Origin of the sequence: Ligilactobacillus ubinensis, assembly GCF_024160875.1 — a bacterium.
Classification (GTDB): Bacteria; Bacillota; Bacilli; order Lactobacillales; family Lactobacillaceae; genus Ligilactobacillus; species Ligilactobacillus ubinensis.
Map to the genome: position 1 here is coordinate 91,221 of NZ_JAIULA010000007.1, position 14,584 is coordinate 105,804.

14 protein-coding genes, 1 riboswitch and 1 other annotated feature are annotated in these 14,584 nt (G+C 33.0%); of the genes, 10 read left to right on the forward strand and 4 right to left on the reverse strand.

Translation table 11 applies throughout. The annotated features are described in order from the left end of the window. Positions 1 to 92: 92 nt before the first annotated feature. Positions 93 to 467 (reverse strand): large-conductance mechanosensitive channel protein MscL, encoded by a 375-nt coding sequence (mscL, locus tag LB941_RS05015; RefSeq protein ID WP_253360012.1) that lies wholly within the window; start codon positions 465 to 467, stop codon positions 93 to 95. Positions 468 to 625: 158 nt separating this feature from the next. Between mscL and LB941_RS05020 the strand changes: the two genes are divergently transcribed. The 4 genes from LB941_RS05020 (at position 626) to LB941_RS05035 (ending at position 5,838) form a co-directional block, all read left to right on the forward strand. Further along, a complete protein-coding gene (locus LB941_RS05020) occupies positions 626 to 1,330 on the forward strand; it encodes a TVP38/TMEM64 family protein (RefSeq protein WP_253360013.1) in 705 nt (234 codons plus the stop codon). Positions 1,331 to 1,815: 485 nt separating this feature from the next. Next, positions 1,816 to 2,493, forward strand: coding sequence for an aggregation-promoting factor (gene apf, locus LB941_RS05025; RefSeq protein ID WP_253360014.1), 678 nt, complete (start codon positions 1,816 to 1,818; stop codon positions 2,491 to 2,493). Positions 2,494 to 2,659: 166 nt separating this feature from the next. Then, positions 2,660 to 2,842, forward strand: coding sequence for a hypothetical protein (locus LB941_RS05030; RefSeq protein WP_253360016.1), 183 nt, complete (start codon positions 2,660 to 2,662; stop codon positions 2,840 to 2,842). Positions 2,843 to 3,051: 209 nt separating this feature from the next. Then, positions 3,052 to 5,838: a cation-translocating P-type ATPase gene (locus tag LB941_RS05035; protein ID WP_253360018.1), complete on the forward strand. Its 2,787-nt coding sequence runs from the start codon at positions 3,052 to 3,054 to the stop codon at positions 5,836 to 5,838. Positions 5,839 to 5,915: 77 nt separating this feature from the next. On the opposite strand, the gene LB941_RS05040 is transcribed toward LB941_RS05035, so the two are convergent. From LB941_RS05040 to LB941_RS05050, 3 genes are read right to left on the reverse strand one after another with little or no spacing between them, the layout of a single operon-like run. Next, the gene (locus LB941_RS05040; protein ID WP_253360020.1) at positions 5,916 to 6,593 is read right to left on the reverse strand and encodes an energy-coupling factor transporter transmembrane component T family protein; all 678 of its coding nucleotides are present in this window, start codon (positions 6,591 to 6,593) and stop codon (positions 5,916 to 5,918) included. After that, the gene (locus LB941_RS05045; RefSeq protein ID WP_253360022.1) at positions 6,583 to 7,995 is read right to left on the reverse strand and encodes an ABC transporter ATP-binding protein; all 1,413 of its coding nucleotides are present in this window, start codon (positions 7,993 to 7,995) and stop codon (positions 6,583 to 6,585) included. Before LB941_RS05045 ends, LB941_RS05040 begins: the two co-directional genes overlap by 11 nt. Further along, positions 7,995 to 8,555, reverse strand: coding sequence for an ECF transporter S component (locus LB941_RS05050; RefSeq protein ID WP_253360023.1), 561 nt, complete (start codon positions 8,553 to 8,555; stop codon positions 7,995 to 7,997). The genes LB941_RS05045 and LB941_RS05050 overlap by 1 nt, the downstream gene beginning before the upstream one ends. A gap of 138 nt (positions 8,556 to 8,693) precedes the next feature. Beyond that, a riboswitch (TPP riboswitch) is annotated at positions 8,694 to 8,786 on the reverse strand. 210 nt (positions 8,787 to 8,996) lie between these two features. Here LB941_RS05050 and LB941_RS05055 point away from each other — a divergent pair. From LB941_RS05055 to tyrS, 6 genes are all read left to right on the forward strand, one after another. Next, positions 8,997 to 9,950 (forward strand): Dyp-type peroxidase, encoded by a 954-nt coding sequence (locus LB941_RS05055; protein WP_253360024.1) that lies wholly within the window; start codon positions 8,997 to 8,999, stop codon positions 9,948 to 9,950. A 95-nt stretch (positions 9,951 to 10,045) separates the two neighbouring features. Continuing rightward, a complete protein-coding gene (locus tag LB941_RS05060) occupies positions 10,046 to 10,282 on the forward strand; it encodes a cytochrome b5 domain-containing protein (RefSeq protein WP_253360025.1) in 237 nt (78 codons plus the stop codon). A 224-nt stretch (positions 10,283 to 10,506) separates the two neighbouring features. Further along, on the forward strand, positions 10,507 to 11,682 hold the full coding sequence (locus LB941_RS05065) for an acetate/propionate family kinase (protein ID WP_253360026.1): 1,176 nt from the start codon (positions 10,507 to 10,509) through the stop codon (positions 11,680 to 11,682). Between the two features lie 42 nt (positions 11,683 to 11,724). Then, positions 11,725 to 12,303: a metal-dependent hydrolase gene (locus tag LB941_RS05070; RefSeq protein ID WP_253360027.1), complete on the forward strand. Its 579-nt coding sequence runs from the start codon at positions 11,725 to 11,727 to the stop codon at positions 12,301 to 12,303. Between the two features lie 138 nt (positions 12,304 to 12,441). Beyond that, positions 12,442 to 12,900, forward strand: coding sequence for a Fur family transcriptional regulator (locus LB941_RS05075; protein ID WP_253360028.1), 459 nt, complete (start codon positions 12,442 to 12,444; stop codon positions 12,898 to 12,900). A gap of 45 nt (positions 12,901 to 12,945) precedes the next feature. Then, positions 12,946 to 13,141, forward strand: a binding site (T-box leader). Positions 13,142 to 13,186: 45 nt separating this feature from the next. Next, positions 13,187 to 14,443 (forward strand): tyrosine--tRNA ligase, encoded by a 1,257-nt coding sequence (tyrS, locus tag LB941_RS05080; RefSeq protein WP_253360029.1) that lies wholly within the window; start codon positions 13,187 to 13,189, stop codon positions 14,441 to 14,443. Positions 14,444 to 14,584: the final 141 nt, after the last annotated feature.

The following is a 14,584-nucleotide window of genomic DNA, read 5'->3' on the forward strand; positions in this document are numbered from 1 at the left end:
AGGTTCAATGACGTATGTGACATTGAGTTTGAACTCTTTACTATTGCAAACATTAATTGCTTAAATACATAGCGCTTAGTCTTGTTAGTGGATTATTTTTCTTTTTTAAGTAAATCTCTGATTTCGGTTAATAGTTCAACTTCAATTGCTACATTATCTACAGTTGGTTCTTTTTCTTTCTTTGGAATGGCTTTATTAACAGCTTTAACAATTAAGAAAACAACAAAAGCGATAATCAAAAAATTGATAATGGCATTAATAAAACTGCCAACTTTAAAGGAAGCTCCCCCGACTTTGATAATAAAGTCAGAAAAATCAATACTACCTAAGAATAAACCAATTAATGGATTAATTATGTAATTAACTAATGCTGTAACAATCGATGTAAAAGCTCCCCCAATAATAACACCAACAGCTAAGTCTAGCACATTTCCCCTAGCAATAAATTCCTTAAACTCTTTTAACATTCAATACCCTCGCTTTCAACTTAATGAACAATATAAATTTGTCTAAATATTTTCATGTATTAGTATAGCATTAAATGTTGCAGACAATAAAGTATAAAACCCTAAAAGATGCACATTTTTTTATGATTTAAGCTAAAATATAATAAGGGAGTGAAAAAATGGAAAAAGAAAAGATGGTGCAAAAAAGAAAAGCAATTATTAGAGTGCTTATTATAGTAGATGTAATGCTTATTATTATAGTAGCAAGTATTCTTATAAAGGATTATTATCCAGAATTAATAAGATTACTAGATAAAAGAAAAGATACCCAGTTGTTAACTGCAACTTTTCGTAATCATGGTCCAAGAGATATATTTTTATTAATTTTACTCACAAGTTTGATGGGGGCAATCCCGGGAATATCCAATTCAATTTTTTGTGTGTTTAATGGCATATTATTTGGATCATGGCTAGGGTTTATCATGAATGTTGTGGCCAACAGCCTGGGCAATATAATTATTGCATTTGTGATTAAAAAAGTTAATTTGAAAAATAAAACAGCTAAATTGGGGAATGTTATTCAAGATTTATCTCGTTTTAATAATAAAACAATAGGTCTTACATTGGGATACATGATTCCGATAATTCCTTCGTTTTTGGTTAATTATGCAGCATTAAAACTAAATATAAATTCTAGAAAGAGAATTTTTTCTACTATTATAGGAGTAATTCCTGCCTCCTTTTTATATGCATTTGGAGGTGACTTTATTTTTAAAGGTAAAAGTCAAAATGCAGTGATTGTAATAAGTTGCGTAATGGTTCTAGCTCTTTTGTACTATTTTATATACAGAAAACATAAGCAACATGAGCAATTAACCCGATGAATTAGGCTAGAGAAAAGAGAGAGTAGAGTTCTTTGAAATTTGTACCAATCAATTCTGAGCAAAATTACTAAATGACAGAACTTTTACAAAAAGAGGATATTTAGATGTAAAATAGCCTAAATTCGAGTTTTTAATACAAAAAAAGAAAAAAATATTTTTTTTTGAGTTTTTTTTGAATTTATTTTGCCTAAATAACTACTATTTTTGTCATAAACTGTTTTTTTTAGCAGAAGTTGTTATAACAGCTTTTATAAGCTATAAATAAAAAATTATAAAAATTAATTATTACTCAATATTACAAAAAAACTAAAATATTACAAAAAACGACTGTTTAGTAATGTTACTGGTATTCTCTTGTTACATAAAGACCGTATACTAATTACTGTTAGCTCGTAGGAAACGGGCATTAAAAACTAGACGTTTTCCGAATAGTAAGAGAAAACATAATCTAAAGTATATAGAATTTTACAGGAGTGAATAACAATATGAAATTAAGTAAATTATTATTATCAGCTACAGCAGCCGCAGGTTTTATGGCAGCATCAGCAGTCGCAGCTAACGCTGATACTGTAACAGTTAAATCAGGTGATACTGTTTCAGAAATTGCTACAGAATATAATACTACAGTTGATTCAATTCGTAGTTTGAATGGTTTATCAAATGTTAACTTGATTTATGTTGGTAATGAATTAAAAGTTAATACAAATAATGAATCTACAGCAACATCAACTGCAACAAGCACAGCAACATCAACAGTAGCAAGTACAGCAACATCAACAGTTGCTTCAACTAGTGCAGCTTCTTCAACAGTAGCAAGTTCAGCAGCCACAGCAAGTTCAGTTAGTTCAACTGCAAGTACAGCTTCGGTTAGTTCAACAGCTACAACAACATCAACTGCAACAAGTACAGTAGCTGCATCAAGTTCTGCAAGTACATCTACAACAGAAGCAGCTGCTGAAGCATTTATTGTTTCAAAAGAATCAGGTGGTTCATATACAGCATCAAATGGTAATTATTATGGTAAATACCAATTATCAAAATCAATGTTGAATGGTGATTATTCAGCAGCTAACCAAGATAAAGTTGCTAATGCATATGTTACAGCACGTTATGGCTCATGGGCAGCAGCTAAGGCATTCTGGGTAGCTAACGGCTGGTACTAGAATAAAATTTAATATAATTTTGAAAAGTCGAATATTTTCGGCTTTTTTAATTTGGAAAGATTTCTTAATAATTTTTCAAATAAAAATTTCTGAACGATTTTATGTATACTTTATCTGAAGCAAGCATTATAATCAGTAATGTATTGATAAAGATGAGGTGATGACGGTGCGGGTTTCAAAAACGTTAATCATCATGTTGCTTTTTGTTGTTGGGGTTTTGATGATTTATGGAGCTTTAACCATGAAAGCGCGAGATACTTGGTTAACACGCATTTTGATAATATTATTAGGATTAGCCTGTGTAGGTAGTAGTGGCTATTTATTATTGCATATTTTTATTTTAAAATAAGTTAAAATTAAGAGTGAATCAATATATTTATAATGTATTCAAAAGAGTATTTTTGATGATTAAGGGTATATTTGATACGCTTTTTTATTTTTGTCTCTATAAAACGCTTTCTTATATCGATTAAATTTGATAAGATAAGGATGAAATATTAAGTTTTATTTTTAATAAAACTGTATCCGGTGTTATTTTAGAGTTAAGAGGTGTTTAAGATGGAAAATGAAAAAAGAGATTTTGTGACAACCATCGCACAGCTTACGGATGATGCGACGATATATAATCAATTGGATACCACTAAAAACGGATTGAGCGCTCAAGCGGTTGAAAAAAGACAAGTAAAGTATGGTAAGAATATATTACGAGAGGCTAAGGGAGAACCATTATGGTTAAAATTTGTTAAAAATTTTACTAGTTTAATGGCGATTTTATTATGGGTTGCTGGATTAATATCTTTCGTTGCGGATTTAACTGAGTTAGGTATCGCTATCTGGGCAGTTAACATTATTAATGGTTGTTTTAGTTTTTGGCAAGAGTACCGTGCAGGTAAAGCAACTGCTGCACTAAAAGATATGTTGCCTGCTTATACAAGGGTAATTCGTGAAAACGAAGAGAAGAAGATATTAGCGCAAGAATTAGTACCAGGAGATATAGTCAAACTTGAAGAAGGCGATGATATTCCTGCAGATATCAGACTAATACATGCAACGGATGTTAGAGTGGATCAGTCAACTTTAACAGGAGAAGTAAACCCTGTTAGTAAAGATGCTCGTGCTATCAAGGATGTAACAGGAAATCATGCAGATTTAAGAAATACGATTTTTTCAGGAACATCGATGCTTAAAGGAAATGCAATAGGTATTGTCGTTGTGACTGGGATGAGTACTGATTTTGGAAAAATTGCAGATTTAACCCAAAACGTAAAAGAGGATATCAGTCCATTACAAAAAGAATTAAATGTATTAACAAGACAGTTATCTGCATTGGCTATTACAATTGGAATTGCATTTTTCTTATTAGCAACTTTTGTAGTTCATTATCCAGTTGTTAAGGCTTTTGTATTTGGGTTAGGCATGATCGTTGCTTTCATACCAGAAGGATTGTTACCAACTGTAACCCTTTCATTAGCAGGAGCTGTACAAAGAATGGCACAAAAAAATGCGCTAGTAAAAAAATTGGCCAGTGTAGAGACGTTAGGATCAGCTTCAGTTATTTGTTCTGATAAAACAGGGACTTTAACGCAGAATCAAATGACAGTCAATCATTTATGGACAACTAAACATAGCTATACGGTTAGCGGAGAAGGGTATGAACCTAAGGGGAAAATTCTAGAAGGGCCTAAAGAAGTTAAAGCGGTAGATACTCCGGATTTATTTGAATTATTAAGAGGGGCGTTATTAGCAGATAATGCAAAGATTGTAGCTCCTAATGAACACCATAAGCGTTATCAAATATTAGGTGATCCCACGGAAGCTTGTCTGGAAGTTGCAGCATCTAAAGGCGGCATTAACCCAGAATTAGAAAGAAAGGTGGCTACGCGGATTAAAGAGTTACCTTTTGATTCTGATCGTAAGATGATGACAGTGATAGAGCAAAGGGTCACAGAACGCAAGTTTGATACTTTCACAAAGGGTGCGCCTAATTGTGTGTTAAAACAATGTAATAGTTATCTAGAAGATGGAAAAGTAAAAACTTTAACAGCAGAAATAAGACAAAAAATTATGGCAGCAAATGATGGTTATGCTAAGCAAGGGTTACGCGTTTTAGCTGTTGCTTGTCAAGAATTACCAACGCAATATAGAACTGAGATTGAAAAAGCAACTTTGGAAAATGTAGAAAAAAATATGATTTTTGTGGGGTTAACGGTTATGTTTGATCCTCCACGAAAAGAGGTTCGTGCAGCAGCAAAATTATGTCATAAAGCTAAAATAAAAATAATTATGGTAACTGGAGACTATAGTTTAACGGCAGAAAGTATTGCGCGTAATATTGGAATAGTTCCAGCTGATGCCGCTGTAAAAGTAATAACAGGTGAAGAATTAAAGGAAATGTCAGATAATGAACTAAAGCAAGCGTTAAAAGGTGAAATTGTTTTTGCACGGATGGCACCGGAACAGAAATATCGAGTTGTTACAAATTTGCAACAAATGGGTGAGGTTGTTGCTGTAACAGGTGATGGCGTTAATGATGCTCCTGCTTTAAAAAAAGCTGATATTGGAGTTGCAATGGGTATTACAGGGACTGACGTTGCCAAAGAAGCAGCTGATATGATTTTAACAGATGATAATTTTGCTTCAATTGTGACGGCCATAAAAGAAGGGCGCGGAGTTTATAGTAATATTCGAAAGTTTTTGCTGTATATCCTAAATAGTAATATGCCAGAAGCAGTTCCATCGGTTCTCTTTTTATTGAGTGGGGGATTGATTCCACTACCGTTGACTATTATGCAGATTCTTTCGATTGATTTAGGAACAGATATGTTACCAGCACTTGGTTTAGGCAAAGAATATGCAGAAGATAGTGTTATGGAAAAGCCACCACGCTCACTAAAACAGCATCTGATTAACAGAAAATTATTATTAAAGGCATTTTGTTGGTATGGACTATGGGCATCAATTATTTCAACAGGTGCATATTTCTTTAGTAACTACTTTTCTGGGTATATTTTCCCACATTTAGCAAATAGTGGAACGGCTTACGCTCAGGCAACAACGGTTACACTTGGCGCGATTATCTTCTGTCAGATTGCAGCTGTATTAAATTGTCGTTATGAAAAAGAATCAATGTTTCAGCGATACTTCTGGAATAATTCCCTAATTTTTGCAGGGATTATCTTTGAAGTAGTGCTATTCTTAGCATTGACATATGTGCCTATTTTACAAGCAGTTTTTGGGACGGCACCTTTGGAATATAGAGACTGGCTCTTTTTAATCTGTATTCCATTTCCACTTATTTTAATTGATGAAATAAGAAAATTATTTGTACGTAAGCGACTAATTTGAATAGATGGATTTAAAATAAAAAATTGGCTAGAATGTATGTTATTTCAACTTGAATAACAACGCTCTAGTCAATTTTTTTACCATGGCTTTAGAATAAAGCCACAGTAAGTATACAGTAATAATAGTAGAATAGTTAATCCCCATTGCCATTTAGGCAACCTTTGTGTTTGTAATGCAGTTCGTTGATAACCCTCTGAAAAACCCTGAGAGGTCATTGCTTCAGCAAGATCACCAGACCAGTTTAGTGCAATAATAATAATTCTTAAATAAAGTCCAGGTTGCCAAGGGCGATAAGTAATGCCGCGCATTTGAGCGGAATATTGAATCCGTTTGAATTGTTGCCGAACTCGAGGGAGAAGATTAAAAGCAGCCAACAAACCAAAAACAAAGGTTTCTGACAATTTTAAGTGACCAGCTAAATTAAATAATAATTGTTTGACGCTAACTGTTAAAGTTAGCGCTGAACCAATAAGCAAGTAAGCGTAGACACGAGTCCCATAAATCCAAGCAATATGCCATTTATCGGTTGTACCAAACAACATAAATGACCACCAACTACCAAAAGCAAGCGGTAGAGTTACTAAGATTACAATAAAAATAGTTTTTAATTTAACCCGTCTAAAAATTATTATATATAAAATACTTAGTAATGAAACAATGCAATTTAGCCAAACACTTTTAACAAATGTGGTTTGAAGACCAATACCTAACATGATTAAAAAAAGAATTGCAGGGTTTAGAGGTTTAAGTTTCATTAGTGGTCCTCCTTAGATGCAATGTTTTATCAGTAATTTCTAGCTCATAGTCAATTTGCGGTCGAACTTCAACAAGTTGATGTGAAATAATTAGAGTACTTAACTGTAAAGCTTGAGTTACTTCAATAATAAGTTGTAAAACATTATTAAGTGAAGTAGAGTCAAGACTTGCTAATGGTTCATCCAATAATAAAACTGGTTGTGCCATAATTAGCATTGATAGTACTTGTAATTTACGTTGTTGTCCACCTGAAAGTTGATAGACAATATGTTGTTTTGAAAGATTCGTTAGATTTAATAGTTGATAAGCATCATTAATTCGTGAATCAGTCCAGTATTCTGGATGAAGGCTATGCTTTTTGGATAAATTTAATTCTTCAGCAATGGTTAAGCGAACAAATTGATCAGTACTATTTTGGAAAACTAGGCCAATTATCTGTGCCCAAGCTTTCCGTTTATATTTAGTACTTAATTTTTGCTGATAAAAAATATCACCTTCGTAGGTGGTCTGATGTGTTAGTGCTCCAAAAAAAGTAGACTTTCCAACGCCATTTGCACCTGAGAGCAAACCAACTTGTCCCTTAGGCAAATATAGTGTATTAGGCTGCAATAATATTTTGTCATGAATAGATAGGCTCAGATTATTCCAAGTTAAATTGTGTAGTGAACCAAAATTTTGTTGCGTTTGCTTGGAGAAAATAATTTTATCTAAGATTTTAGTTGAACCTTTAGTTAGTTGTTTATTTTCAATCTTATATAAGTTATCAACAAGACCAGTGTAATTGCTAAAATCATGATCAGTAATAAAAATAGTTTTATGATGTTTTAGTTGTAGCTTTTTTAAATCATGTAACAATTGTTTTCTAGCAACAGGATCAACATTGGCAAAGGGTTCGTCAAGTAAAATAATCTGACTATCTAGTGCAAGAATAGTTGCTAAGGCGACACGCTGCTGCTCTCCGCCAGAAAGAGTCAGCAACTCACGCTTGGTAAAGTTTTCTAGATGTAGTTCAGATAAGACCCAAGCAACTCGTTGTTTAATTTTTGAGCGGTCCAGTTGAATGTTTTCAAGCGCAAAAGTTATTTGCTCCTCTACAGTCCGCATGGCAAATTGACGACTAGGATTTTGAAAAAGCATTGCAAGATATTTTGCTCGTTCAAATGGAACAATATTATTAACGGATACATCGTTTAATAATATATCACCAGCAGTAATTTTTCCGCCATATTCTGGATATAGACCAGCTAATAGTTTAAAAAAAGTAGACTTTCCACAGCCAGATGGCCCAACTAGTAAGTTGAATGTATTTAATGCTAATTTAAAATTTATGTTTTCAAGAACAGGCGGCTGGTTATCTGTATATGCAAACGTCAGATTTTTAACAGTTAAGGTGGTAGTCATTATTTAATCAATCCTGTCTTATCTAAAAGTGATTTAGTCCAATATACTAAGACTCCAGCAAAAAAGCCAATTGAAATGAAACGAATAATGAACAAAGAAATTAACATTCCAAAATTGTAAGAAGAATAACCACTTTGAAATAAATCCCAGATAAATGTAATAATAGTTGAGCCAATCGTAGATAAGAGAAGGCCTAATTTCCCCCAGTTTTTATAGCCTGTTGCTGCAAAGCCTAGTTCATTGCCAATACCTTGAATAAAGCCAGATATCAAAGTAGAAGCCCCCCAACTTGAAAAAAGTAACATCTCCACAGCTGCAGCTAAAAGTTCACCAATAACAGTTGCGCCAACCTTTTGTAATAGAATCCCAGCGAGCGGCCCTGCCATAATCCACACACCTAGTGTAGCATCATTAGCATAGGCTTTTAATGGCGTAGCGGCTATAGCATAATATGCATAGCTCCATAGTTGATAGATAATTCCAAAAAAGATACCAATAATTGCTAGAAAAATAACGTCGCGAATACTCCAACCTTTTTTGTTCTTGTTAATAGTTTGCATGATAATACTCTCCTTTAAGATATAGTTGCTAATAAGACAAGGAGAAGACTGGTTTGTTATATTAGTAAAAAATTAGAATAAAAAACGCCGTAAAAACAAATTACAGGCGTAGTTAAGGTCATTATTCATTCAAATATACTAATATAAGAACAAGACTTCCTACGCTGGTATTAACCAGATCAGGTTCATGGGTGTATCTCAGCCAAAAAAATGGCACCCCAGCTTGTGGTATCAACGCTTACATTCTAGCAAAAAAATATTTTTTTGTAAATAATATTGTCCTAAATTTTTAAATTAGTTCGATATACAAAGCAAATTATCCTTGCCTTAAATATTCTTTTTTCGTTATATAAATATACTATATAGAGTCATATTGTTTGAAATATAGTTTTTAAAATATTACTATAAAAGATGGAAGATAGTGAAAGGGGTAATGCTATAATGACAGTTGATCCAAGTAAAGCACAAGATGTATGGAAAGATATTGGGGAACATGTTCAATTTACGGTTTTAAAATTAAAACGTAAAAATCAAAGGGATGAACGTGAAGTAATAGAAAATTTTTGCGATCGTTATCAAGCTATATTGCGGTCATTAAGGATTAGAGATGCAACACCGCAGGCACAATCAAATTTGAAAGCAACATTTGGTTTTAGTAATTCGGCTTGGGAATATCTTTTCCCTGATGCTGCAAAGCCAAATGAATTGGAAACATATACGGAGTTAGTAGGTCCTAAGTATAAGATGCCTGCCTCTGAAGGAGATTTATTTTTTCACATCCGAGCAAGCAATGAAGCTGTGGTATATGAAGCACAGACTCAGTTTATGCGCTTTTTAGATAAAGTGACAACTGTAGTTGATGAAACAAAGGGCTTTAGATATTTTGAAGGTCGTGCAATTATAGGTTTCATTGATGGAACTGAAGCGCCAGAAGTTCAAAAGGCTGCTAGTTACGCATTGATAGGTGATGAGGATCCCAAATTTAAAAATGGTTCCTATGCTTTCGCACAAAAATGGATACACAATATGGATTTTTGGAATAAGCTTAAAACAGAAGAACAAGAAAAGGCAGTTGGAAGAGAAAAATTTAGTGATCTTGAATTAGAAGATCGAGATAAGTTTAAAAATGCACACAATGTTAGCTCGAAAATAGAGATTAATGGAGAGGAACAAAAAATTATTAGAATGAATGTTCCATTTTCTGATCCTGCTATAGGCAAAACGGGGACATATTTCATGGGGTATTCTCGTCATTGGAAGGTTACTAAAATGATGTTGCAGCAAATGTTGGATACAAATGACTATTTACTAACCTTTTCGAAGATTTTATCAGGGCAGTTATTCTTTATTCCTTCAAAAGATCTGTTAGATGATATAGTAGATGGCAAAATGTAAGAAAGATTATTTTATGATTAATTGTGGAGCTTTTTGTTAGGTTTTCTATTACAGAAGATGGTAAAATATACATAAAATGTAATGGAGGTAAACTTATGACAGAAAAGACATTTACTAAAGAGGAATTAGCCGCTTACGACGGTGTTGATGGAAATAAAGCTTATGTTGCTGTAGATGGTGTTGTGTATGATGTTTCAAATGTAGCTCCTTGGAAGGGCGGATCTCATCATGGAAACAAGGCAGGTACAGATGCAACAGAAGGCATTGGACATTCACCTCACGGGAAAAAAGTTTTAAATAAGTTGAATGTTGTTGGAAAATTAGTTGATTAATTAAAAATAGCTGTTTGATAGTGATGTATTAAGACTATTAAGCAGCTATTTTAATTATTAATAAAATGGTAAATCAGATAAATTTAAATTATTTTATGTTGAATTAGAGTAATTAATCGAAAATGAAAAAATAATAAATTTACATTATTAACTGAAAGAAAGATGAAAGGATATAAATATATAGGGTATAATATAAATTAAAGAAAGCGGAGGTGCGGTATAAAATGCCTAAAATCTTATTAATGAATGCTGGAAGTTCCTCAGTGAAATGGAAACTTTTTGAAATCGAAAATGAAAAAATTGTTGCAAAGGGTTTAGTTGAACGGATGTTAATGCCAGAGTCGACTTTTGAAATTAGCTATAATGATCAAAAATATAGCAAAATTATAGATAATTTAACATATGAAGATGCAGCGCAAATGATAATTGAAAAAATTCAAACGTTAAATATAACAACATTAGATGACATTAAAGCGGTAGGACACCGAGTTGTTGCTGGTGGTCAGAAATTTAAACAAGCAACATTAATAACACGTGAAAACTTAAAGAATATTGAAGATTTAAGTGACCATGCTCCATTGCATAATCCGATGGAAGCTAAGTACATAGAACTTATGCAAACTGTAATGCCTCAAACACCCCAGTATGCAGTGTTTGATAGTCAGTTTTTTACAGATATGCCAGAAGTTAATGCAATTTTTAGCTTACCTTATGAATATACGGAAAAATTTGGGATTAGACGCTACGGTGAACATGGAATTAGTCATGCTTATATTTCTAAGCAGGCTGCAAAATTGCTAGGAAAAGATTTAAACAAATTGAAAATGGTAACTCTACATTTGGGTAGTGGCTCATCAATTTCAGCAGAAAAAGATGGAAAGGCATTTGATAGTTCAATGGGGTTTACTCCATTAACAGGAGTTACAATGGGAACTCGATCAGGAGATATTGATCCATCTTTGGTGCCCTTTTTAATGAAGAAGTTGGGTAAAAGTGCTAGTGAGATTATCGAAATTTTTAATACAAAGTCTGGTTTGTTAGGAATTTCAGGAGTTTCATCAGACATGCGCGATATTATAAAAAATAGAGCCAAAGATAAGCGCTGTGGATTAGCAGTTGATGTTTTTGTAAATCGTATTGTAAAATATGTAGGAAGTTATTTTGCAGAACTAGGTGGGTTAGATGTGATTGTTTTTTCAGGTGGAATTGGTGAAAATAATAGCAATATACGTGCAGAAATTGCACATAAGTTGGCTTGTTTAGGTGTTTTACTTGATGAAAAGCGCAATGCTAATACTAAAGAAGGGGTGATTTCTCAAGAAGCATCGCCCATAACGGCAGTAGTAGTACCCACAAATGAAGAATTGGCAATGATTCAACAAATAAAAGAAATAATTTAAACATTTTTTGATGAAAGTAGATAAATATGGTGAGGATATTAGATGCAATATAAAACACATGTTGTTACGTCTTTAGCATTAGGATTACCACTAATAGTTAGCAGTAATGAATTAACCGCGATAAATGTGGGTGCATTAATAGTTGGTAGCTTGCTGCCAGATATAGATCAACCAACTTCATTTTTGGGCAAACGGAATAAGTTTGTTAGTGGTGTAACGCATAAAGCGTTGGGACATAGGGGTGGAACACATTCAATTATTGGCTTAGTGATAACTTTTGTTTTGTTGGCGTTTATTCAAGGACAGTATATGTCGCAAAACGCACAATATATGCCGTTTTGGCTAGTTTTAGGCTATTTATTGCATTTAATAGAAGATAGTTTTTCAAAAGATGGTGTACGTTGGCTTTGGCCTTTAGGCAAGCGAGGTCTTCGGACAGGAGGAAAATTTCTGGCTTATACAACAGGTGGAATTGGTGAATACTTGCTACTAGGGTTTATGGTCTGCTTGTTGATTATAGAAATCAGACTAATTTGGTTAAATCAATTAGCAAGTTTTTTACCCAATGGAATGGTGCAGGTTATTCAAAGTTGGGTGATACGAGTCCAAAAATTATTTTAATTGCTTATTTATTTTAAATTAGTAAAATTTAAAATGGACTTTTATTAGATTTTGCGCAATAATGGTAATGAAAGAGTTTTATTTAAGAAAAATTATAAAACTAAATCTTTTAAAAGCAGAGGGAAAGGAGCGCTTCATATGCTCAGAAATCAAGAAATGCTTGTAACAGCAGCTAAAACCTTAAAAAAGCAAAGTATTAAAAATACACCTCAAAGACAAGTCATTTTAGCATATCTAATGAATTCAAAAGAACATCCTTCTATTGAAATGATTCATGATCACGTTCAAGAAAGTGGATTTAGTGTTAGTTTAGCTACGGTGTACAATACTCTTGAATTATTTTTAAAAAATAAATTAATAATTGAAGTAACCCCAGATAATGAAGGACATATGCGATATGATTTTTTTGCACGTCCACATTATCATGTTATTTGTGTAAACTGTAATAAAATTATCGATATCTTTAATGATACATTTATGACTCTTGAAAAAGAAGCTGCTAAAAAAACTGGCTACCTGATTTATAACAGTCAATATGAAGTGCATGGTCTTTGCCCTGATTGTCAGAAAAAGTTAGCTCAAAAGAATGAAATTTAATTTAGTTGACTTTTAATTCAGAGTAGCCTATATTAATAGTATTATTTTAAAGCTTTGAAGTAGCATAGTAGGATGGTAATCACTGGCTTAGAGAACTTGGTGGAGGCTGCAAACCAAGGCATATATACTATCTGAATTACACTATGGAGCAAAAAAAGGGTCATTCCTCTATCAATGTCAAAGTTGGTTGCTAGTTTATAGTAACAATTTGGGTGGTAACGCGGAAATTTTCGTCCCTAATGTTAAGTACATTAGGGACTTTTTTTATTTTTAGGAGGTTTATATATTGGATATTTTTGATGATTTAAAATGGCGTGGTGCAATTAATCAAGTTTCTGATGAAGAAAACTTAAAAAAATTATTAAATGACAAATCAGTAGGACTATATTGTGGAACTGATCCTACTGGTGACAGTTTACATATTGGCCATTTAATTCCTTTTATGATGTTAAAGAGATTTCAATTAGCCGGTCATAGAGCTCATATTTTGATCGGAAGTGGTACTGGGGCAATTGGCGATCCATCAGGGCGTAATTCGGAACGTGTTTTACAAACAATGGAACAAGTAAAGCATAATGAACTTGCGCTAACAAAACAGATGAAAAATCTATTTGGTGCAGATAATATAACTATTGTTAATAATTATGATTGGTTATCTAAAATAGGTATGTTAGATTTTTTACGTGATTATGGAAAACTTTTTAATATTAATACAATGTTAGCAAAAGATGTTGTAGCTAGTCGTTTGGAAAATGGTATTTCCTATACGGAGTTCACTTATCAGATTTTACAAGCAGTTGATTTTCATCATTTATGGAAACATAATGACGTGCAATTACAGATTGGTGGATCAGACCAATGGGGTAACATTACATCTGGTATTGACTTGATTCATAAATTGGAAGGTACCGATGCACAAGCATATGCATTAACTATTCCATTAATGTTGAAAGCAGATGGAACAAAATTTGGAAAAACTGCAGGCGGTTCAATTTGGCTAGATCCAGAAAAAACGACACCATATGAATTTTATCAATTTTGGTTGAATCAAGATGATCGAGATGTTATAAAGTATTTGAAGTATTTTACTTTTCTTGATAAAGAAGAGATAGAAGAATTAGCAAAAAAAGTTGAATTACAACCGGAAAAGCGTGAAGCACAACGACGTTTAGCGCAAGAAGTAACAGAGTTTGTTCACGGAAAAAAGGCAGTTAAAGAAGCTGAAAATATTTCTAAAGCTTTATTTTCTGGAGCAGTAAAGGATCTTACTACATCTGAAATAGAACAAGGTTTTAAGAATATGCCTTCTGTTAATGTAAAAGATGAACAAAAAAATTTAGTAGAGTGGCTTGTTGATATAACTAAAATCGAAAAATCACGCCGTCAAGCTCGCGAGGATATTTTGAATGGAGCCATATATTTAAATGGCGAACGTATTACAGATGTAAACTACGAAGTTGAGCCAGCAACAAGTTTTGATGGTAAGTTTATTATTGTTCGTCGTGGTAAAAAGAAATATTTTTTAGCAAGGATAGTTAAATAATTTAAAAAAGTTATTTTAATTAACTGATAGAGATTAGTGAAAACTGATTTTTATCAGTTTTTTATTTTGTCTTTAGACCTAGTTGAGCTCGCTTGCGTGCGAAACAAAAAACCACCTGCTTTGCGGGTGGAAAAGCAAACG